17 protein-coding genes, 1 tRNA gene and 1 pseudogene are annotated in these 21778 nt (G+C 39.8%); 17 read left to right on the forward strand and 2 right to left on the reverse strand.

Annotated elements, in window-relative coordinates:
- Positions 1-132 precede the first annotated feature (132 nt).
- Positions 133-1176 (reverse strand): IS30 family transposase, encoded by a 1044-nt coding sequence (locus NST12_RS03690; RefSeq protein ID WP_048622401.1) that lies wholly within the window; start codon positions 1174-1176, stop codon positions 133-135.
- Between the two features lie 215 nt (positions 1177-1391).
- Here NST12_RS03690 and NST12_RS03695 point away from each other — a divergent pair.
- The 8 genes from NST12_RS03695 (at position 1392) to NST12_RS03725 (ending at position 7913) form a co-directional block, all read left to right on the forward strand.
- Positions 1392-1474: transfer RNA gene (locus tag NST12_RS03695), tRNA-Leu, on the forward strand.
- Positions 1475-1686: 212 nt separating this feature from the next.
- Positions 1687-2796 carry an amino acid permease gene (locus tag NST12_RS03700; RefSeq protein WP_341100289.1) on the forward strand — a complete coding sequence of 370 codons (1110 nt, stop codon included), beginning with the start codon at positions 1687-1689 and terminating at the stop codon, positions 2794-2796.
- Entirely contained in the window at positions 2759-3076 is a 318-nt protein-coding gene (locus NST12_RS17060) for a hypothetical protein (RefSeq protein ID WP_445662337.1), read from the forward strand. Before NST12_RS03700 ends, NST12_RS17060 begins: the two co-directional genes overlap by 38 nt.
- Before the next feature lie 455 nt (positions 3077-3531).
- Entirely contained in the window at positions 3532-4767 is a 1236-nt protein-coding gene (locus NST12_RS03705) for an MDR family MFS transporter (RefSeq protein ID WP_341100291.1), read from the forward strand.
- A 198-nt stretch (positions 4768-4965) separates the two neighbouring features.
- Complete coding sequence (locus tag NST12_RS03710; protein ID WP_340397127.1) at positions 4966-5127, forward strand: hypothetical protein; 162 nt, start codon at positions 4966-4968, stop codon at positions 5125-5127.
- 63 nt (positions 5128-5190) lie between these two features.
- Positions 5191-6684, forward strand: a complete 1494-nt coding sequence (locus NST12_RS03715; protein ID WP_341028590.1) for a sensor histidine kinase — start codon at positions 5191-5193, stop codon at positions 6682-6684.
- A 9-nt stretch (positions 6685-6693) separates the two neighbouring features.
- The gene (locus NST12_RS03720) at positions 6694-7383 is read left to right on the forward strand and encodes a response regulator transcription factor (protein ID WP_341028592.1); all 690 of its coding nucleotides are present in this window, start codon (positions 6694-6696) and stop codon (positions 7381-7383) included.
- A 17-nt stretch (positions 7384-7400) separates the two neighbouring features.
- Positions 7401-7913 (forward strand): hypothetical protein, encoded by a 513-nt coding sequence (locus NST12_RS03725; protein ID WP_327798123.1) that lies wholly within the window; start codon positions 7401-7403, stop codon positions 7911-7913.
- A gap of 495 nt (positions 7914-8408) precedes the next feature.
- Here the strand turns inward: NST12_RS03725 and NST12_RS03730 are convergent, their stop codons facing one another.
- Positions 8409-10376: a sigma-54-dependent Fis family transcriptional regulator gene (locus NST12_RS03730; RefSeq protein ID WP_341028594.1), complete on the reverse strand. Its 1968-nt coding sequence runs from the start codon at positions 10374-10376 to the stop codon at positions 8409-8411.
- Positions 10377-10747: 371 nt separating this feature from the next.
- Between NST12_RS03730 and NST12_RS03735 the strand changes: the two genes are divergently transcribed.
- The 9 genes and pseudogenes from NST12_RS03735 (at position 10748) to NST12_RS03775 (ending at position 21564) form a co-directional block, all read left to right on the forward strand.
- Positions 10748-12895, forward strand: coding sequence for a hydantoinase/oxoprolinase family protein (locus NST12_RS03735; protein WP_341028595.1), 2148 nt, complete (start codon positions 10748-10750; stop codon positions 12893-12895).
- A 21-nt stretch (positions 12896-12916) separates the two neighbouring features.
- Positions 12917-15184 carry a hydantoinase B/oxoprolinase family protein gene (locus NST12_RS03740; protein WP_327798120.1) on the forward strand — a complete coding sequence of 756 codons (2268 nt, stop codon included), beginning with the start codon at positions 12917-12919 and terminating at the stop codon, positions 15182-15184.
- Between the two features lie 26 nt (positions 15185-15210).
- Entirely contained in the window at positions 15211-15711 is a 501-nt protein-coding gene (locus tag NST12_RS03745) for an acetone carboxylase subunit gamma (RefSeq protein WP_003353280.1), read from the forward strand.
- Between the two features lie 300 nt (positions 15712-16011).
- A complete protein-coding gene (locus NST12_RS03750) occupies positions 16012-16701 on the forward strand; it encodes a CoA transferase subunit A (RefSeq protein ID WP_341100296.1) in 690 nt (229 codons plus the stop codon).
- A gap of 38 nt (positions 16702-16739) precedes the next feature.
- The gene (locus NST12_RS03755; RefSeq protein ID WP_048622761.1) at positions 16740-17414 is read left to right on the forward strand and encodes a CoA transferase subunit B; all 675 of its coding nucleotides are present in this window, start codon (positions 16740-16742) and stop codon (positions 17412-17414) included.
- Positions 17415-17816: 402 nt separating this feature from the next.
- Positions 17817-18366 (forward strand): annotated as a pseudogene (locus NST12_RS03760) (nucleotidyltransferase family protein).
- Positions 18367-18518: 152 nt separating this feature from the next.
- Complete coding sequence (locus NST12_RS03765; RefSeq protein WP_048622762.1) at positions 18519-19151, forward strand: FMN-binding negative transcriptional regulator; 633 nt, start codon at positions 18519-18521, stop codon at positions 19149-19151.
- A gap of 135 nt (positions 19152-19286) precedes the next feature.
- Entirely contained in the window at positions 19287-19922 is a 636-nt protein-coding gene (locus NST12_RS03770) for a LysE family translocator (protein ID WP_048622763.1), read from the forward strand.
- Between the two features lie 319 nt (positions 19923-20241).
- Positions 20242-21564 (forward strand): APC family permease, encoded by a 1323-nt coding sequence (locus tag NST12_RS03775; protein ID WP_328201274.1) that lies wholly within the window; start codon positions 20242-20244, stop codon positions 21562-21564.
- The last annotated feature ends 214 nt before the right edge of the window (positions 21565-21778 follow it).

A 21778-nucleotide genomic window follows, 5' to 3' on the forward strand; every position in this document is an offset into this window, starting at 1 on the left:
TGGAGTGGCGGGCATGGTAGCCTGGTTGGCCCAGCCAGTACCGTATACCTGGCTTCATGGCTGGTAGCCATGCCCGCAGAGGCTCTTTGTCAAGTTGCTAAAAACCAACCCTTTGGGTTAGCTGGCTTAAGGTTAAGAAGCTAAGCCAGCTAACTCTATTTGGAAACACTCCTCAGGTGTACGATAATTGAGGATCTTCCTTGGAAGATGGTTACACCAATTTTCAACATAGGTAATGGTTTCGTCTGCCACAGAGGAAATGGGTCTCCCCTTTGGTATGAAGCGCCTAATAAGGCCATTATGACGCTCGTTGGTTCCTCGTTCACAGGATGTGTAAGGGTGTGTAAAATAAACCTCTGTTAGATCTTTTTCAACACTAAGGCCGAGGTCAGCAAATTCAGAACCGTTATCAGCCGTAATGGTTTTAAACACTTTAGAGAACCGATTACCATAAGACACTTTCAACTGAGATATGACTTCTGAAACGGATAGACTATCCTTGGCTGTCACTCTCAAAATTATTTCTTTACGGGTTTTGCGCTCAGTAAGAGTCAATAAGGCCTGATCTTTAGTCTTCTTGCCTATAACCGTATCAATTTCCCAGTGACCAAACTCTTGGCGTTCATTGACTTCAATTGGTCGCTCATCGATACTGCGTCCTAAGATCTTCTTATTCTTCCGGTTACGTTTTTTCTTGGTGTTCAGGGTAATTTTCATAGGTAGGTCAATGTTTTTAACGCCTATAAGTCCTAGATCAATATAGTTATAAAGGGTCTTGGTGCAAACCATTTTGTCTTTGAATTTCCCATCACGTTTGGCTCTCCCACATACCGCATCAGGAGACCATTTCTTATCAAGGATCTGAGTTTCGGCATACTTAATAAACTCGATGGCATCGTCTAGTTTTAGCTTGCGGCCACAGGCTTTCCTGTTTCTCTCATAGAGAAGTTGACCTGTGTCTGGAAAATAGACATGAACAATTTTCCCGTTGCTTTTTCTTTGTGGCACTGTACCTCTTCTTAACTCACGGGAGATGGTGCTTTTGTGACAACCAACATAATCTGCAATCTCCTGTTGAGTCTTACCAGCAGCGTGTAAGGCCGCAATTTTCCCACGGTCATAAGCCGTTAAGTGTTTGAAATGCCGAGCTCCTATGGTAGAATTAGTAATTGCCATAGATAAATCCTCCGTATCGATATTGTTTTAGTCGACTTAATCATACGTGGTTTATCTATGGTTTTTCATTTTTTATGCTTGTTGCATTTGATTATACAACTAGCCAAAATGATATGTTTTTAAAACACTTTTATATTTGTAAAAAAAGATATGGACATTTTATATAAAATGTATTAAGATAGTACTTGTCTGAAAAACAACGATAAAAACATTAGGCCGATGTGGCGGAATTGGCAGACGCGCACGACTCAAAATCGTGTTCCCTCGTGGAGTGTGGGTTCGACTCCCACCATCGGCATCATACATAACGAAAAGCCTGTAAAGTCAATGCTTTGAGCCGTTCAGAGCATTGACTTTTTTGTTTTTTAGAAGGTAAAGCAAAAGGCAAATTGTGTGGATAACAAGACGACACGCCCACTACTTTAACGGAGGTGTTTAATATACAAAAGCGTGGAGATACTAAATAAAGACTAATGCACGTCTGTATTTAACGAATTATAGGGGGATTTTATGAAAAATCACCATCACTTATTACAAGCTGTAGATCGCCAAAAAGAAAAGCAAATGAAAAAAGGGGGAGGACCTTATCTTCATTGGTGGCAGCTTTCCTTAATAGGGATTGGTTCCATTATAGGTGCCGGTTTTTTCTTGGGAACTGGGCTTTCTATAAAAATTGCGGGGCCGTCTATTTTATTTGGATATTTAATTGCGGGCATCACCATCTTTTTTGTTTTTAGTGCTTTGGCGGAAATGACCGTCAATGATCCAGAGCCAGGATCTTTCCGAACGTATGCAAGAAAAGCATATGGCCGTTCAGCCGGTTTTGTTTCAGGATGGATGTATTGGCTGTCAGGCATTTTAATCATGTCTAGCGAAATTGTGGCGTTATCGACTTTTACTCAATTTTGGTTTCCGCATACTCCATTGTGGATTTTTTCTATTATATATGCGGCATTGGGATTTGCGATCAATTTCTTAGGAGTAAAGAATTTTGGCCAAATAGAGTCACTGTTTGCAGTAGTTAAGATATCCATTCTCGTTTGTTTCATTGGTTTTGGGGCTTTGTTTATACTGGGAGTCGTTCATCCCAAAGAATTTTCTATTCATCAGTCAGGCATGGGCAGTTTCTTTCCGAATGGTGTAAAAGGTTTATGGTCAGCGATGATTTTTATCTTTTTTTCGTTTGGCGGTATTGAAGTGGTTGGAGTCGCATCATCGGAGCTTGACAATAAAAAAGATATTACCAAAGCCGGCACTGGATTAATCATTACACTTGTATCCATCTATATATTGTCTTTATTTTTTGTATTAAATATGGTGAATTGGACAAAAATTGATGAGTCGGAGAGTCCTTTTGTTACAGCTCTTTCAGCTTTTCAAATTCCTTATTTAGATTCTCTGTTTAATCTGATCATTATAAGCGCTGCATTTTCTACCATGGTTGGTGCCCTTTTTTCCATAAGTCGTGTAATGGTTTCTTTAGCAGAGGATGGCGACGCACCGAAAATTCTGAAAGAAAAAAAACAGCCGTGGCGTAGCACAGAAAGCCCTATTAATAACAGCCGTAGGTTTAAGCATCTCGATTCTTTTTTCCTATTTGCTGCCAAATACAATGTATGAATATGTGACTACTTCTGCAGGAGTTATTATGATATTAAACTGGGTCTTGATTCTTGCATCACATATAAAACTACATCCGACATATGCGAATAACAAAGGATCGTTCAAAGTTTTTGGATATCCTTTTACTGCCTACATAGGAATCGCTTTTATTTTGTTGGGGATGTCCGGGGCTTTGCTTCTAGCCAAAGAAAGAATAGGTTTGTTCATAAGTATAGGACTGATTCTGGTGATTTTTTTATGCTATAAATTTATTTTTAGAGCTGAAAATAGGCAATAGTACAGGGATTTTCACCTTTAATCCAATACTTTATTGAGTGAAAAGAGGATGATTGGTTATTTGACCCTTTATTTACATGATTCAAAGATATTGGCAAATACTATAAGACGAATTCAGGATATGGCGGAATTGGCGCATGACTCAAAAGCTTTTTCACTAGTGAAGGGCAGGTCTGACTTCTGCGCCGGCATCGAAAAAGGTAGTAAAATCAAGGCTTCAACAGAAATGCTGAAGTCTTTTTTTTGGTTTTAATACAACGAAAATAACCAGGAATCATATGCCTTGTATGAGGATTTGTGTTTTTGAAGATGATTTGAAGCATAAAAATAATGAGAAGAACTTTCGTTCAAACGAAGAAATGAAAAGGAGTAAAAAGACCATTTAGCAAATTCAATAGAAACGGAATTATTTACAATGTTAAAATATTATAAAAATAAAATGAGGAGTGTCTGTTTTTGAAAGAAAAACGATTACAGATCCATCCACTCGGATGGAATATCATATTGGGTACTCTATTCGGCAGAATGTCTACTTCCATGAGTATACCCTTTCTGGCTATTTATCTTACGCAAGTAAAACACTTATCTCCTGCCGTAACAGGTATGATTATAGCTGCAAGTTCATTAGTGGGCATTGTATCCAGTTTTTACGGAGGGTTTTTATCTGATTTTTTAGGGAGGAAAACAGTATTATTAATATCCATATTTAGTTGGTCTTTAGTTTTTGTGGGTTTTTTCTTTGCGGATAAAGTCATCGCTTTTTTTGTTTTAAATGCATTAAATGGTCTTTGTCAGTCCATATTTGAACCATCATCAAAAGCGTTGTTATCTGATATAAGTAAAGAAGAAAATCGTTTACAGATATTCAACTTACGATATACAGCCATTAATATGGGTGTTGTATTTGGCCCCATTTTGGGATTAAAGTTGGGTTCAGCTGAAAGCACTTTTCCATTTTTAATAGCCGGATTCATTTACTTTATTTATGGAATGTCTTTAGTTTATTCATTTAGTCATTATACGATCGACACGAAGGATGAAAAAGAAGAGAAAATCAAGTTGAGTACAGCTTTTCATGTGACAAGAAAAGACACTGTTTTCCTTGCTGTATTATTGGGGATTATATTATCCATTTCAGGCTATTCGCAATTTTCATCAACGTTGCCGCAGTATTTTGCTGAACAAATGAAAAATGGCGTAAAACTTTTTTCTTTGTTTTTGTCCTTAAACGCGATTGTAGTGATCATTGTCCAATATCCTATTGTCAAAGTGATGAACAAATTTCATCCCTTAAATTCCATAATATTAGGCAATATTTTTATTAGTTTAAGCTTGCTTTCTTTTTCTTTTACGTCCAATCCACTTATTTTGTCTATAATCGTCATTTTTTTCACTATTGGAGAAGTGATGATGTTTACAATGACGGACTTGTTAGTCGATCATATTGCCAAACCCGGTTTAAAAGGTACTTACTTTGGAGCCATTGGGTTTAATCGTTTGGGAAATGTAATTGGTCCTTGGTTAGGTGGTTTACTTCTTGAATCTTTTGGTGTTCATCATTCTTTTTATATGTTCTTGATTATTTTTATCACGACCATTTCCGGAATCCCTGCATTAATGTTTTCAAGAAATAAATTAAAAAAAATGAGTGCATTAAAAAAGACAGTATCTGCGGATAAACTAACCATTTAATAAAATTTTTCATTTTAAAACTGCCATCGATGTTCGGCATAACGAAAAGCCAATGCTTTGAACAATTTAAAGCATTGGCTTTTCTATTTTTATGAAACATGGATAAGAATCATCTTACCGTGGAAAATCTGATTGCAATAAGTACTTGCTTGAACTGGGATGAGAACGGTATGAAGAGTTTAGCTGGGAATGATAACTATGAGTTATATTAAGCAGCCGCTGACTTTATCAGTACAAGATCGGTATTACGAGGGAGCGGGACATTCGGTTGAAAGAGCCAGCATTATAAAGAGGGCAATCGGATCGATTGAAGAAGCGTATGGACTTTATGATTTTATACTTTTTTTAGAAATGGTTTAGAGTTTTTTTAAGGCTTGGTACTAATATAAAAACTAGAACATGATTCATATGGGAGAGTTGATGATGTCTATTCGCAAAAAATTACTGTTATCGTACATTGGCATGGTGCTGATTCCAATGTTTTTATTTGTTTTGTCGGTAATGATGTTGATAGGAATTTTTTTGGACGACATTAAAGGAATCAATCATTATTATCAGCACGATGATCAGAATAAGTGGGTGTTTTCTTTCGCAGAAACGTTTAAAAAACGGGATGAGCTTTTTTCGGGGATCAAAATGGTGTCCAAATATGCCCCTGAACGTCTGATGGATAAAACTTTTTTGCAAAATGTAGACAAAGAACTGCGTTCGAATCATTCTGGTCTTCTTGTCACGAAACAGAATCAAACGATTTTTACATCTGCATTCTTGAAAGATGCACACTTGTCAAAAAAACGATTAAGAATGGACAAAGATAGAAACAGATGGGAGAAATGGATAAGAGTAAAGGATCGTTTTTATGTCATTCAAACACAAGATTATCATTTTCCGGATGGGACTGTCGGAACTGTATATTTGTTTACTGATACCAGTCCGCTTGCTCACTTTATGCCAAAGTTTTTTCCTTTAGTCCTATTATCTTTGGTGTTAGTGATCAGTTTAACCAATGGATTCCTCACATACTTTGTTTCCCGAAGCATCATTAAACCGATATATGCACTCAAAAAAGCCGCAGAACAGATCAAGGAAGGGAATCTGAATGAAAAAGTGGACGTAAAGCGTAAAGACGAAATTGGTGAATTGAGTGAAGCGTTTGAAGAAATGAGATGCAGGTTAAAAGAATCGATTCAGCTTCAACTACAATATGAAGAGAACCGAAAAGAGCTGTTGGCTAACATTTCTCATGATTTGAAAACGCCGATTACAGGGATAAAAGGTTGCGTAGAAGCGGTTATGGACGGAATTGCGGATACAAAAGAAAAATTGGACAAGTATATGAACATGATTTACAAAAAAGCTGATGACATGGACCATTTAATTGATGATTTATTTTTGTTCTCTAAACTGGATCTAAAAAGGGTGCCTTTCCACTTTGAGAATATCGACATTGTGGATTATTTAACGGATTGCGTGGATGAGCTGCGGTTTGATCCGAATCTGAATGGTGTAAAAATAAACTTTTTATATGAGGCAAATGACGTGACGAAACCATTAACTGTCGTAGCAGATCGTGAACAATTGCGTCGAGTGATAATGAATATAGTGGATAACAGCCTCAAATATAAACAAGGCAAAACATTGGAAATCGAATTTGAACTAATCGTTGGAGAAAAGGATGTCACCATTGCTATTCGCGACAACGGGCCTGGGATGGAAAAAGAAGCGCTTCAACATATTTTCGAGCGATTTTATCGGGCAGAAAAATCAAGGAATGCAGAGACTGGAGGAAGCGGTCTTGGACTGGCCATTGTGAAGCAAATCATCGAAGAACATGGTGGAAAAGTTTGGGCAGAAAGCCAGTTAGAAAAAGGTACTACAATCTTTTTCACATTGAAAAAATCAAACGGAATGAAGTGAGGAACAGGTATGAAACGAATTTTAATCATAGAAGATGATCACGTGATCGCTGAAGTGCAAAAGGATTATTTGGAGGCAAACGGTTTTTCGGTGGATATCGCTTCAAGCGGGGACAAAGGTTTACAGATGGCGTTGAACGGGGCGTATGATCTTATTCTTCTGGATTTGATGCTTCCGCATACCGATGGGTTTGAAATATGCAGGCAGGTTCGTAAAGTACTGAATATCCCTATTTTAATCGTTTCTGCCAAAAAAGAAGATGTAGATAAAATCCGAGGTTTAGGGATGGGAGCTGACGATTACATTATCAAGCCTTTTAGTCTCGGTGAACTGGTTGCCAGGGTGAAAGCTCACCTTTCCCGTTTTGAAAGACTGGTCGGTAGTGTTGAACGAAAAACGGAAGAAATTCGTATCCGAGGAATTGTCATTGATAAAAGGTCACGCAAGGTCTTCGTCAATGGAAAGGAAGTCTTGCTGACATCGAAAGAATACGACTTGCTGCTGTTATTTGTGACTCACCCGAATCAGGTTTTTAGCAAGGAACAGATTTTTGAACGAATATGGGCAATGGATTCGCTCGGTGATATGGCCACGGTTACCGTGCATGTCAGTAAACTGCGCGAGAAAATTGAACTCGATCCATCCAATCCACAGTACATTCAGACTATTTGGGGAGTGGGTTATCGGTTTAACTTGTAGATGGGAGGAAGGCAGGTATGAAGAAAATCGGAATGACTCCAAAGAAATGGCTGTTAACCTTGCATATCTTATTTTCAGCTATCATGTTCGGCGTTACAATCACCTTCTTGATTTTAAGCATTGCTGCAGCGACCATGACGGATGAGGGTGTATTGAAGGCTTCATATACGAGTATGCATCTGTTAGCTAAAACATCCGTTAGAGCCTCCACGATCGGCACCGTCGTGACCGGTATTTTGCTTTCGTTGCTTACTCATTGGGGTTTTTTCCGATATTATTGGATCATTGCCAAAGAAGTGTTAACGATTTTTTCAATCGGTCTTGGGATGGTGGGAATTTACTTATGGTCGTTAAAGGCTTTCACGATTACAACAGCTCAAGGAATGCAGTCGCTGCAAAATCCGGATTTTTTGGTGGATCGAACATCTCTTTTCATCGGAATTATACTGCAGATTGTTTCGCTTATTGCGATGTTTATCCTTTCAGTATTTAAGCCTTGGGGAAAAAGAGAAAGAAAAATGAAGCAATAAGGATATGAATCACAGAAAGAGCGGGTGGATTTTGCAAGCGAAAAAAGTTGTCGTACAGCTCTAAAAAAGTTTTATAGAATAATTTTGGATGATACGTAGATAGCATAACTCTAGTAAAATACCCGTTCTTCTTGCTCATTAAACGTTATTACTTTGCCAGATGAAAGAGATAAGATGGGAAGAAGCATGAAATTCGAACATTTGGATCGGCATGGCGCCTTCATGATTGTTTTAAAGGCTTGAGGTTCTGTTAAAGCTCAATATTTTTTAGCTAACGAACAGCAGGGTAGAAATACTCTGCTGTTTTTTTAATTTGTCTAATATAGGAAATGGCTAATGTGGCAGCACAAAGTATGAGAGTGATTGGAAATGCTTTATTTTTATTAATGACATCAATAAAAAAGAACCTTGACAGAGAATGGAACTCCCAAGGTTCTATATTGGAAATAATTAAAGAGCCGCATCTTTAGTTTTCCGAATTTTTTCTTAAACGCTCTATCGGTTTTTGGAAAATCCATATTTTTTGAGCTTGCGATAAAGGGTGGATCGAGCAATGTTTAGTCGTTTGGCAACGGCGGACAGATTCCAGTCCGTTTCGTCCAGAAGTTTGAGAAGCATTTTTTTCTCTTCCTGTTCAAATAATGAAAGTCCTTCATTTTGATCTCGCCTCACGTGCTTTTCCAATAAATAAGATGGCAAATTTTCTAGATGTATGATGGAAGAATCACTAAAAATGACGGCATGTTCTAGTGCGTTTTGGAGTTCTCTTATATTTCCCGGCCACTGATAGTTTTGCAGAAAATCCAATGTATCTTGTGCAAGGGATAACGGAGGCTTTTCGTATTTTTCCGCAAAGCATTTTAAAAAATAATCGGCAAGCAGTGAAATATCTTCATTTCTTTCTCGGAGCGGAGGCAAATTCACTGTTACGACGTTTAATCGAAAGAAAAGATCGTCGCGAAATTGACCGTTTTGAATGAGTGCATGAAGATCTTTATTCGTCGCTGCGATGATACGAACATCGACCGGAATAGACTTTGACGATCCAAGTCTAGTGACTTCTTTTTCTTGAAGCACTCTTAATAAATGAACTTGTAATTCCAAAGGCATTTCGCCAATTTCATCTAAAAACAAAGTTCCGCCATTCGCTTCCTCGAATTTTCCTTTTTTGCCTTCTTTTCGAGCACCTGTAAAGGCTCCTCTTTCGTAGCCGAACAGCTCACTTCCGATTAATTCCTTTTGAATGGCACCGCAGTTAATGGCAATAAAAGGCCGATCCTTTCGTTGGCTTGCTTCATGTATGGAACGAGCAATAATTTCTTTGCCTGTTCCGCTTTCTCCCATCAATAGGATCGGAACATTGGTTGGTGCTGCTTTCCGGCATTTACGAAGCGACTGGATAAACATATGTGACTTTCCGATGATGTTGCTCCAAGGAGATGGTTCATTCGAAGCAGACGGTGTAGATAGTGCCTTTTTATGTTTTTTCAAAACGATGATATATCCAGCTATCACTTTTTTAAAGAAAATCGGTTCAAGATGAACGGCTTCGAAATCTTGAATAAAGATTAGATGGTCATGATCTGTTTGGTTCAAAGGATTCTCTAGTTTCGTAAGTTCACGAACTAAATGGCGGAATGGAGGTTCTTCTTTTACACTCATCAGCGGTGAAAGTTTAAGTGAATCAGCAAATGTTCCATCACTTTTGAAGACCTTCCAATCATGAGTCAGAACAAGAACGTGGTGATCTTTCCACTTTTTTGTAGTTTGAAAAAAATGCTCCGATAGCAAGTTGTTCACTTGCATATAAACATATTCAAGCTGCTTTTCGATGATTTGGGCAATCGATACGGCAAAGCCGAGTGTGTGCGGCTGGGCATTATACCATGGGCCTGTGATATCGATCGCACCGATTACTTTCTTTGTAAGGGGGTGAAAAATGGGCGCTGATGAGCATGTCCATGGATGACATCCTTGACAAAAATGTTCTGCTGACAAAATTTGAATGGGACTCTTCGTTATAATACTGGTTCCAATGGCGTTTGTTCCGGCGGCGTGTTCACTCCAATCCATTCCGGGGAAAAAATTCATTTTTTCGGCAAGCCTTTTAATATGAGATTCGCCCTTTAAATAAATCATTCGACCTTTTTCATCGTTCAATGTGATGAGATAACCGGTTCCATCCATTTTTTGAAATAAATCGTCAATAATGGGTTTTGCGACATGGTAGAGTTCGGATTCTTCTAACAAGTTGTTGAGTTGATAATTTGATAATGCGGGCTTTGTCTGCAATTGTCTTGGATTTACCCCTTTGTTTTGACAGCGCTTCCATGAATCGAGAACATCTTTCCGGACTTTATTCACGACCACCTCATCTTTCGAGTTCGTTACAAACCATTCCCATAACGTTTCCAATTCTTTTGTTTTGTCGGGCAAGTTTTGTATAGAGAAGACCGCTATCATGACCTCACCCCTTAAATTTTCACTTTTCATAATATTCTAACATTTTATTTTTAAAAATGAAATCATTATGTTCTTATGTTGTTGTTTCTGTAAAAAATTGTCCCGCTTTTAAGAGTGTAGCACGACAGGTGTAGCGAATCGCTACAATTTGTATGAAGAAAAGCATGAAAAAGGAACGAAAAAATCCATGTTTTGAATGTCATGGTCAATTGGCACGGCAATTGCAATATAAGTAAGCGAATGCAAAATTGCTTCGAAGATCGGAAGGGGGAAGAAAATCGAAACAGATTCAGAAAATGGCATGACAACTGCCGAAGACGTTGATGACAACAAAATACCGTTTCGAAGAGGAGAAGAAAGGGGAGGAAGGAATGAAAACAGTGATCACTAAAAATGCGCAAATTCTCGCAATCGATGCGGGAGGAACCATGACAGACACGTTCATTATTGATGATACCGGCGATTTTGTTGTTGGAAAGGCGCAATCCACTCCGGAAGACGAGTCTGTCGGGCTTCTTAACTCGGCAAAAGATGCTCTTGCTTATTGGAATACAACCGTTGATGAGGAATTTCCAAAATTGCTTGCCGGAGTCTATTCGGGAACAGCCATGTTAAACAGACTTGTGTCAAGAAAAGGACGGAAAGTCGGCTTAATCGTCAACAAAGGAATGGAAGACTTCCATAGAATGGGAAGAGCGATTCAAGCTTATCTCGGGTATTCATATTCTGATCGACTTCATTTAAATACGCATCGCTATGATCCGCCTTTAGTTCCGCGTGAATTAACGAGGGGGGTAACGGAACGGGTTGATTTATTCGGCAATGTTGTCATACCTTTGTACGAACATGAAGTGGCGCCAGCTGTAGAGGAACTGTTAGAACGAGATGTGGAAGCGATTGTCATCAGCTTGTTGCATTCTTATAAATATCCTGCTCATGAGAGGAAAGTGCGGGACATTGCAAAAGAGACGATGAAAAAGCTCGGAAAAGAAGTCCCGGTCTTCGCCTCGGTTGATTATTATCCTGTCAGAAAAGAGTCTCACCGCACTAACACGACTATAATTGAAGCTTATGCTGCCGATCCTTCACGTGAAACGCTGGAAAAGATTGATACTCGGTTAAAAGAGCACGGTGCCAATTTTGATTTACGCGTGATGGCAAGCCATGGCGGCACAATAAGCACACGTGCAAATGAGCTGGCTAGAACACTAGTGTCTGGTCCGATTGGCGGGGTTATCGGAGCAAAATACCTCGGCGAGCATCTAGGGATTAAAAATATCGCTTGTTCGGATATCGGCGGAACGAGTTTTGATATGGCTCTGATTACCCAGGGAGATCTCAGCATTAACACTAGCCCTGATATGGCTCGTCTCGTTCTTTCGCTTCCGCTTGTGGCGATGGATACGGTTGGAGCGGGTGCCGGAAGTTTTGTAAGAATTGATCCAAACTTTAAGTCCCTCATACTGGGACCGGATAGTGCGGGTTCTAGAGTGGGAGTGTGTTATCCGGAAGGCGGCATCGACACGGTAACGGTATCGGATTGCCACGTCGTCCTAGGGTTGATTAATCCGGATAATTTCCTTGGCGGAGAAGTGAAATTGTATCCGGAACGCGCTTATGAAGCAGTGAAAAAGCAAATTGCTGAACCTCTTGGATTGTCTGTAGAAGATGCCGCATACGGAGTCATTGATCTCTTAGAATCGCAGCTGCGCAATTATCTGGAATCCATGATTCTTGGAAAAGGGTATTCCCCTTCGCAATATGTATGCTTCTCATACGGAGGCGGAGGACCGTTGCATACGGCTGGGTATACAAAAGGACTTGGTTTTGAAGATGTTCTTGTTCCGGCTTGGGCGGCAGGATTCTCGGCTTTTGGCTGCGGGGCGGCAGATTTTGAGTACCGTTATGATAAAACGCTTGATATTAATGTGGATGATGGTGCATCGGATGAAGTGAAGTTCAAAGCGGGCAAAGAGCTGCAAAGGGCTTGGGATGAGCTTATGGAAAAAGTAGCAGCTGAATTTGAGAAAAACAAATTTGAGAGAAAAGATGTGGATTTCCGGTTATATTTCCGTATGCAATATCAAGGGCAGCTAAACGATTTGGAAATTGAAGCGCCCATTGCATCCTTTAAAGAGGTGGAGGATTGGGAAGCGCTAGTTACTGCCTTTGAAGATACTTATACGCGTGTATATGCAAAAGCAGCACGTTCCCCGGAACTTGGCTACAGCATCACCGGTGCCATCGTTCGTGGAATTGTAGAAGTGGCAAAACCGAGAATTCCTGAAGAACCGCTAGACAGCGAGACACCGCCGAAAGATGCATTTCTCGGTACACGCAATGTTTATTGGAAGGGCGAATGGATGGTCGCTGATATTTGGGAAATGGAAAAACTTAAGCCAGGAAACAAAATTCAATCATTTTCGATTATTGAGTCTCCAGCGACAACATTTGTCATTCCGCCTGGATTTGAGACGTACCTGGATGCACACCGCATTTTTCATTTGAAAGAACTCTAATCTAAAAGGAGGCATTGTCATATGGATCCGATTTCTGTAAAAGCGAAAAAACAGCGAAAAACCATTGGATGGGACGGTAAAACGCTTAAAGAAATGCGGCAAGAAATAGATGAGATTAGTCGGACAACAGGTCATTATGCAGGTCTGAAAACATTGCCGCTTAAGGAATCTGACCCCATTCGCTATGAGAAAATTTTTGCCAAACTGCGCGGGGGCGTTGTACATGCAAGGGAAACAGCGAAAAGAGTAGCCGCTTCTCCTATTGTGGAGCAAGAAGGGGAATTATGCTTTACCTTATATACTCCGGAAGCCGATTCGGTCGTGACATCCACCGGAATTATCATTCACGTAGGGACGATGGGGGCAGCGATCAAATATATGATCAAAAATGATTATGAGGAGAACCCCGGCATTGAAGATGGAGATATTTTCTGTAATAACGATTGTCAAATTGGAAATGTTCACCCATGTGACGTCCATACGATTGTTCCGATTTTCCATGAAGGAGAGCTTATTGGTTGGGTTGGCGGTGTAACACATGTTATTGATGTTGGAGCCACTGCACCAGGAAGTATGACGGTGGGACCTGTGACGCGCTATGACGATGGCTATCAGGTTGCATGTCGCAAAATTGGAAAAAACGACACTTTGTTGAAAGACTGGTTAATTGAGAGCCAGCGTTCTGTTCGTACGACGAAGTACTGGCTGCTGGACGAACGTACGCGCATTGCTGGCTGTCATATGATTCGAGACCTTGTTCTAGATATTGTAAAAGAGGAAGGAGTTGAAACATATAAACAATTTATTCGTGAAGTCATCGAAGACGGACGACGTGGATTTGTGAACCAAGTCAAAACATTGTTAATACCTGGAAAATATCGTCAAGTATCGTTTGTCGATGTTCCATATGAAAATCTTGATGTTCCGCCATATGCTCGAGTAAATACGATCATGCATGCACCGACTGAACTGACCGTCCATAAAAACGGCAAATTTGAGATTAACTTTGAAGGGGTAAACCGATGGGGATGGCACAGTTATAATGCCACACCTGTTTCGATTACAAGCGGTATCTGGGTCATGATGTCGCAAACTTTGATTCCTAATGACAGGGTTAACGACGGTGCCTATTATGCTAGTCAGTTTGATTTGCCATATGGATCATGGCTGAATCCAGACGATATCCGAACAGCACATAGCTATGCATGGCACTTCCTTGTTTCAGCATGGAGCCCACTATGGCGTGCACTCAGCCGAAACTACTTTGCCCGCGGTTATTTGGAAGAAGTGAATGCCGGGAATGCCAACACTTCGAACTGGCTGCAAGGTGGTGGATATAACCAGTTTAATGAAAACCATGCTGTCAACAGCTTTGAATCTGCTGCCGAAGGTGTCGGGGCCGGTGCGGTAAAAGACGGCATTAGCCACGCAGCAGCCATCTGGAATCCAGAAGGCGATATGGGAGACATGGAAATTTGGGAACTGGCGGAACCGCTTCTTTACTTAGGACGAAGCATTAAACCAAACACGGGCGGTTACGGAAAATATCGCGGCGGGAACGGATATGAAACATTAAGGTTGGTGTACGGTGCGAAAGACTGGACCATGTTCTTCATGGGGAACGGCTATATGTCGAGCGATTGCGGATTGATGGGAGGCTATCCGGCAGCATCCGGCTATCGCTTTGAAGCTCATGGTACAAATATAAAGGAATTGATTGATAAAAAGCTTCCTATTCCGACAGGTGGAGATCCGGATCCGGACAATCCGGAATACGATAAGCTGATCGAAGCGAAGGAAATTATTCGAGATAAACAATCGATTACAACGGAAACGATCTTTGACAATTATGATCTCTATTTAAACTACCTTCGTGGAGGCCCTGGATTTGGTGATCCGCTTGAACGCAAACCAAAAATGATTGAAGATGATTTGAACGACGGGTACGTTTTACCGCGTTATGCGGAAAAAGTGTACGGTGCTGTATTCACCAAAGATAAACAAGGTCGATATATTGTCGACGAAAAAAAGACGGAAAAACGCCGCAAGGAAATACGCAAAGAACGACTCAAACGGGGGTTAAAGACGAAAGAGTGGATGAAGAAAGAAAGAGAGAAAATCTTGAAAAAAGATGCTGCTGTTCAAGTTCGTCATATGTATGCCGGTAGCTTCGCACTGAGTCAATCGTTCAGGGGGGAATTTAAAGAATTTTGGAACTTGCCGAAAGATTGGAATCTGACTGAAGAGGAGCTAGGGGTTCCGGTTTTCGGTGCAAAAATTAAACACTAAAAAACTGATTCGAGAGAGGTGAAAACATGACAACGTACGATCGTAAAACCATTGAAGAGTTAATAGACGGAACGATTGATTTTCACAAATTAAAGCAAATGCTTTCGAATTTTAAGGATGCGGATCGTTTCGAAAAATATATAAGCATACTGCAAGAGCGTGTTCCGTGGGATGATCCCATTTTACTTCCTGCCGGGCTGCATTTATATATTGTGCAAAAGAAAAACGGTGATCGAATCGTAAAATGTGATTGCGGATATGAATTTTGTGAGGCGAGCGATAACTGGAAGCTGCATGCTCTGATCCATGTCCGCGATACAGAGGAAAAGTTGACGGAGCTTTATCCGAAAATGCTTGCGCCAGATCCGGAGTGGCAGGTTATTCGTGAGTATTACTGCCCTCAATGCGCGACCCAGTTAGAGGTAGAAGCCGTGACTCCATGGTATCCCATCTTAAAAGACTTTGAACCTGATATTGACGCGTTTTACAATGAATGGTTAAAACGCCCGCTTCCGCAGGTGAAATAAGGAGAGAGTGGACGGTGGTTGAGGCCACTGTCCACTTTGTTCTAGTCGATGAAAGACATAAACGGATGAAGAGTGACAACGTCCACGTCATCCAATTGCTGCTAGCTGACCAAAAAAGTTTGTGCTTAAAAAGAGAGGGGTTTGTCGTTCAAATGAGATGTTGTCATTTTTTCATTAAATGAACCGTAAGATAGAAACAACTGCCAGACCATTTTTTAGTATTCGCGTATTGGCGGGAGTCAAGATGACGCCATCGTTTCTATAAGAGAACAATCGCAGAAGGAGGAGTCCGGAAAGAACATGAAAACGATATTTAATAGTTTTGAAGAGGCGATTCAAGATATTCAAGACGGCATGACTATTATGGTGGGCGGTTTCGGTCTCGTAGGGATTCCTGAAAATTTGATTAAAGCGCTCGCCGAATCGGGTGTAAAAGATTTAACAGTGATTTCTAATAACTGTGGTGTAGATGATTGGGGATTGGGGCTGCTTTTAAGAAATAAACAGATCAAAAAAATCATCGGTTCTTATGTTGGGGAAAATAAAGAATTTGAAAGACAAGTTTTATCGGGAGAAGTGGAAGTGGAACTGATTCCGCAGGGAACTTTGGCGGAAAGAATTAGGGCAGGAGGAGCCGGAATTCCTGCATTCTATACTCCTGCTGGTGTAGGCACCCCCATTGCGGAAGGACGTGAAGTCAGAACCTTCCAAAACAAGAGATATTTATTGGAATACGGGATGACGGCCGATTTTAGCTTGATTAGAGCAGCAAAAGGAGACAAAATGGGAAATCTTATTTACAACAAGACGGCTAGAAACTTCAATCCTATGATGGCAACAGCCGGAAAAGTGACGATTGCGGAAGTAGAAGAATTATACGAAATCGGTGAACTCGATCCGGATCAAATTCATACGCCGGGAATTTATGTTCAACATCTTGTAGTCGGCCAACAAGAAAAACGAATAGAACGATTAACCGTCAGCCGTTAAGAAGGGATGGATTTACCTAAAGAGGAGGGATGCAAAACATGGTGGTGAAAGAAGATAAAACGAAAATACGTGAAAGAATTGCTCGCAGGGCGGAAAAGGAAATCCGGGACGGGTATTACGTTAATTTGGGGATAGGGATGCCGACGTTGGTCGCGAACTATGTTTCCGAACATAAACAGATCGTATTGCAGTCGGAGAACGGTTTATTAGGAATAGGCCCCTATCCTAAGAAAGAGGAAGTAGATCCCGATCTCATTAATGCGGGAAAAGAAACCGTGACGGCAATAAAGGGCGCATCTTATTTTAGCAGTGCAGAATCTTTTGCCATGATTCGAGGCGGGCATCTTGATTTAGCGATTCTCGGGGGCATGGAAGTTTCAGAAACAGGAGATTTGGCTAACTGGATGATACCCGGAAAAATGATTAAAGGGATGGGAGGAGCCATGGATTTGGTCCATGGTGCCAAGCGGATTGTCGTGATTATGGAACATACGAATAAATATGGTGAACCGAAAATTCTTAAAAAATGCTCCTTGCCATTAACAGGACAAGGCGTGGTCAACCGGATTATTACGGACCGAGCCGTAATCGATGTCACAAAAGAAGGATTAAAGCTAGTGGAAGTTGCAAAAGGATATACTGTGGAGGAAATCATTGAATCTACTGAACCAAATTTAATTGTTCCTGACGATATTTTGCTAAACGCTTTTTAATTGATTGAGGGAATAAAAGGATTCAAAATCGTAAAAAATCGAAGAAATGCACAACCGGAACCATTTTCATAAGCCTGCCCTCCTTTTACAGGAAAATGGCAGACGAGGACGATTTAATGTCTTCTTCCCTTTTTGGTGTGCAAGTTGACTCTAAACACCGGCAATCCTTTTCCATTCTTTTTTCAAGAGACTTCTACGATTGCGGAAGTCTTTTTTTATGCGCTTGATATGGGTACAGTAACAGTCTATGGAATTGGAAGGAAAATTTATGATCTCGAGAACCGAAAGTTTTATAAACGGCTAGGTAAATTGAATGGGACTGCATAATAAGGTGTTACTGCCGGAGACGTATTTTGGTTTTATAATGATAGAAGTATACGTTTGATTGGAGGGGATGAATGGATGATGATCCAAAATGAGAAAGAGATCATTCAACTGATAAAAGAAGATGAGTGGATGATGGATATATTAAGGGCAGTAAAATCATTGCATTTACCTGATTGGTGGGTCTGTGCCGGATTTGTTCGTTCGAAAATATGGGATGTGTTACACGGCTTTAAAGAAAGAACGCCTATTTCAGATATCGATGTCATCTATTTTGATGATGGCAATACGGACGAATTAGAAGAAAAGAAGTTAGAAATGAGATTAAGAAATATATCCTCCCTGACATTCCTTGGTCAGTGAAAAATGAGGCAAGGATGCACGTTGTCAATAGTATTCTTCCATCGATGCGATATCCAAGTTTCCAGAAACAGCAACCTCTTTAGGAGTAAAATTGGATGAAAAAGAGGACAGCCTCTTGGATGCTCCTTGGGGAATAAATGACGTGGTGAAATTGGAAGTAAAGCCGACTCCCTATTTTAAAGAGTTAAAAGAATTAGCAAAGGTTTACGAAGAACGGATAACGAAAAAGAATTGGAAAGCTATTTGGCAAAATTTTTTATATTGAAAATGCTAATTAAATCCTTTTAGAAGAACAGAATTTTGGGACGCGAAGCGATGTATAGGCGGCTATAGCGAAAACAGATCAAATGGAAATATTTTTTGTATTTATATTTACTTATATGTATAATTATTAAAAACTATTGGAGGAAAATTGGAATGTACATACCAACAGCTTTTAGGGTCAATGATCAATCAAGATTAGTAGATTTTATTAAAGGTAACAGTTTTGGAATTTTATTTTCTCAGGAAGAAAGCGGGCCGTCAGCAACGCATTTGCCTTTTTTCCTGGATGAAAAAACGGGGGATAACGGTGTGTTGATTAGCCATATGGCGAAACAGAATCCTCATTGGAAAAAATTAAACGGCAAAGAGGTTCTTGTCGTCTTTCAAGGTCCCCACGCTTATATCTCCGCTTCTTGGTATAAAGAGCCTAACACGGTGCCTACTTGGAATTATGTAGCAGTCCATGTATATGGGACCGTTCAAATCATAGAGAAAAAAGAAGAAATGGTGGAACGGATGGAAAAGATGGTTCATTTTTATGAATCATCTATGCCCGACCCCGACCCTTGGGACACTCCATTTGATGATGAATTTATAGATGGTTTAATGAACGGTATCGTTGTATTTGAAATTTCCATTAATAAGATGGAAGGGAAATGGAAGTTGAGCCAGAATCACTCAATAGAAAGGCAACAAAACGTTATAAATGGTTTAAAAACAAGCGGCCAATATCAGTCAGCAGAAATCGTAAAAATGATGGAACAGAATATGAAACTGCAAAGATAATTACATCAACAAATTGAAGCGTTTGTATAAGTTTTACATACTTTGTTGCCCTGAGAACTTGTTTTAACGGCCGAACGAAGAAAAGGTTTCATTCATGTTCGCTTTATGACAATAAATGCAAAAGAAGGTGTGCGAATGCTTGGAATAACTGGTTACGGTATTTATTTGCTTACGTCCTTATTATTGAATGTAACTCCTGGCACTGACACCATGTACATTATCAGCCGAAGTGCATCACAAGGCAGAAAAGCAGGCTATTACTCTGTCCTTGGAATTTCAACAGGTTCTTTCATCCATACTTTATTAGCAGCTTTTGGTTTATCTATTATTTTAGCAAAATCTATTGTGCTATTCACAGCCATAAAATTAATAGGTGCTGCTTACTTGATTTATCTTGGCATAAAAATGTTGCGTCAAAAATCACCGCTGAATTTTGAATCTTCTGTATTGCAGCACATGGAATTAAAAATGATATACATGCAGGGTGTTATCACAAATGTTACAAATCCAAAAGTAGCGTTATTCTTTATTTCTTTTCTTCCACAATTTATTCATCCAGATAATCCTTATGGCCCCGTTCCTTTTATTCTTTTAGGAATTTCGTTTATCATGACAGGCACTATTTGGTGTTTTATCATTGCTTATTTTGCTTCATTCGCGACTAAAAAACTAAGAGAAAATGCAAAGATAGCAGACTTATTAAACAAATTAACGGGGATTGTTTTTATAGGGTTAGGTATCAAACTATTTCAAACAAAAGCGTCACGATGATGTTGATTCCCTTATTCAGCTTCTTTTCATTATTTTAATAAGGTTATGCAACATAGCGGACATTTCATGAATTTTATTGATGACAATAGTTGAGATAGAAAAAGAAAACTTTCTGCTTAAAAAACGAAATTTTATGAAAAGTACTTATCTTTTTTGTTTCAAACCATAAATAATATTCAGTAAAATGGGGCATTTTGTGTAGAAATGATAATTTACCAAATGCCCTTTTCTTTTGGAGATTTTATGTGTATCATGACTGTTGTTTGTGCAAGTCTTAAAAGTCATATATCTTAAACACAATAAAACAGGAGTGAGTACTTTGTCACAACAGGAGCTAAAAAAAGAAATTGGTTTCTTGGCTGCTTTAACTACAGTTATTGGTACTGTAATTGGAGCCGGTGTTTTTTTTAAGCCAACTGCAGTATATGGTGCCACCGGGACAGCAAGTTTAGGGCTGCTTGCATGGCTGATTGGAGGAGTGTTAACTATTTGTGCAGGATTAACGGCAGCTGAATTATCGGCAGCCATTCCGGAAACAGGCGGCATGATGGCCTATTTAAAGCGTACATATGGCAATTTAACGGCATTTTTATTGGGGTGGGCACAAACGATTATTTACTTTCCGGCCAACATTGCTGCACTTGCGATTATTTTCGGGACCCAAACGGTTAGTCTGTTTGGATTACATGCGAATGAACATAGAATGATGATTGTGGGAATAGCGATTCTTACAGCCACCTTTATCACCCTTATGAACTTTTTAGGTGCGAAAGCTGCTGGGGGCATTCAGACTGTTTTTACTATATGTAAATTACTTCCTTTAGCTCTTATTTCTATTTTTGGATTGCTGCACGAAGGGAATGTAACTTTTCAACTGTTCCCGATTGAAGCAGGACAAGATAAAGCTTTTATATCGGCCCTTGGTTCTGGTTTGCTGGCAACCATGTTTGCCTATGATGGATGGATTCATGTAGGGAATATCGCTGGAGAAATGAAAAATCCCAAGAAAGATTTGCCTAAAGCAATTATAGTAGGGCTGTCGAGCGTTACGATCGTTTATTTATTAATTAATATTGCATTCCTCTTAGTTATGCCGGCAACAGCTCTAGCAGGGACTGATACGCCTGCGTCTAATGTAGCAAACGTTCTTTTTGGTACGATGGGTGGAAAATTGGTTAGCATCGGTATCGTAATTTCGGTATTTGGCAGCATTAATGGATATACGATGACGGGAATGAGAATCCCTTATGCAATGGCATTAGAAGATCAATTGCCTTTTAGCAAATGGTTTGCTACGTTATCAAATAAAACGCGAATTCCATATAATTCTGGAATATTCATCTTGTTGGTTGCGGTCATGATGATGCTAATAGGTGGATTTAATACGTTAACGGATATGTTAGTGTTTGTGATTTGGATATTCTATACGATGACTTTTCTTGCTGTCATCATTTTGCGCAAAAAAGAACCGAATCTTGTGCGGCCTTACAAGGTGCCGCTATATCCTGTCATCCCTATCATAGCGATTATTGGCGGGTTATTTATCGTGATAAACACCTTATTCACACAAACGATCCTAGCGTTATGTGGGCTCGGTTTAACCGCTTTAGGTCTTCCAATTTATATGCGTAATAATCATTAAACAAAATTAAAAATAATTAAGTATATAACAGGCGCAGAAATGAATATCTTTCGAAAAAACTTCTTAGCCCTCGATGACTTCAGTAGGAATTGTCGAGGGTTCTGTGTAAAATGGCATGCAATGAGCCAGCATTTCTCGCGTGACGGTTCCGTTCGAATGCATTATGGTTGGCAACAGCGAATCCTTTAAGCTTGACTTCTTATTTTTGTTTTGG

This window comes from Bacillus sp. FSL W8-1127, assembly GCF_038006725.1.
Taxonomy (GTDB): Bacteria; Bacillota; Bacilli; order Bacillales; family DSM-4216; genus Bacillus_O; species Bacillus_O smithii.

Coding starts and splice junctions, on each gene's coding strand:
- NST12_RS03735 (WP_341028595.1), top strand. CDS start 10,748: ATGAAAACAGTGATCACTAAAAATGCGCAAATTCTCGCAATCGATGCG.
- NST12_RS03755 (WP_048622761.1), top strand. CDS start 16,740: ATGGTGGTGAAAGAAGATAAAACGAAAATACGTGAAAGAATTGCTCGC.
- NST12_RS03770 (WP_048622763.1), top strand. CDS start 19,287: ATGCTTGGAATAACTGGTTACGGTATTTATTTGCTTACGTCCTTATTA.
- NST12_RS03720 (WP_341028592.1), top strand. CDS start 6,694: ATGAAACGAATTTTAATCATAGAAGATGATCACGTGATCGCTGAAGTG.
- NST12_RS03750 (WP_341100296.1), top strand. CDS start 16,012: ATGAAAACGATATTTAATAGTTTTGAAGAGGCGATTCAAGATATTCAA.
- NST12_RS03730 (WP_341028594.1), bottom strand. CDS start 10,376: ATGATAGCGGTCTTCTCTATACAAAACTTGCCCGACAAAACAAAAGAA.
- NST12_RS03690 (WP_048622401.1), bottom strand. CDS start 1,176: ATGGCAATTACTAATTCTACCATAGGAGCTCGGCATTTCAAACACTTA.
- NST12_RS03715 (WP_341028590.1), top strand. CDS start 5,191: ATGTCTATTCGCAAAAAATTACTGTTATCGTACATTGGCATGGTGCTG.
- NST12_RS03725 (WP_327798123.1), top strand. CDS start 7,401: ATGAAGAAAATCGGAATGACTCCAAAGAAATGGCTGTTAACCTTGCAT.
- NST12_RS03745 (WP_003353280.1), top strand. CDS start 15,211: ATGACAACGTACGATCGTAAAACCATTGAAGAGTTAATAGACGGAACG.
- NST12_RS03710 (WP_340397127.1), top strand. CDS start 4,966: ATGAGTTATATTAAGCAGCCGCTGACTTTATCAGTACAAGATCGGTAT.
- NST12_RS03700 (WP_341100289.1), top strand. CDS start 1,687: ATGAAAAATCACCATCACTTATTACAAGCTGTAGATCGCCAAAAAGAA.
- NST12_RS03765 (WP_048622762.1), top strand. CDS start 18,519: ATGTACATACCAACAGCTTTTAGGGTCAATGATCAATCAAGATTAGTA.
- NST12_RS03740 (WP_327798120.1), top strand. CDS start 12,917: ATGGATCCGATTTCTGTAAAAGCGAAAAAACAGCGAAAAACCATTGGA.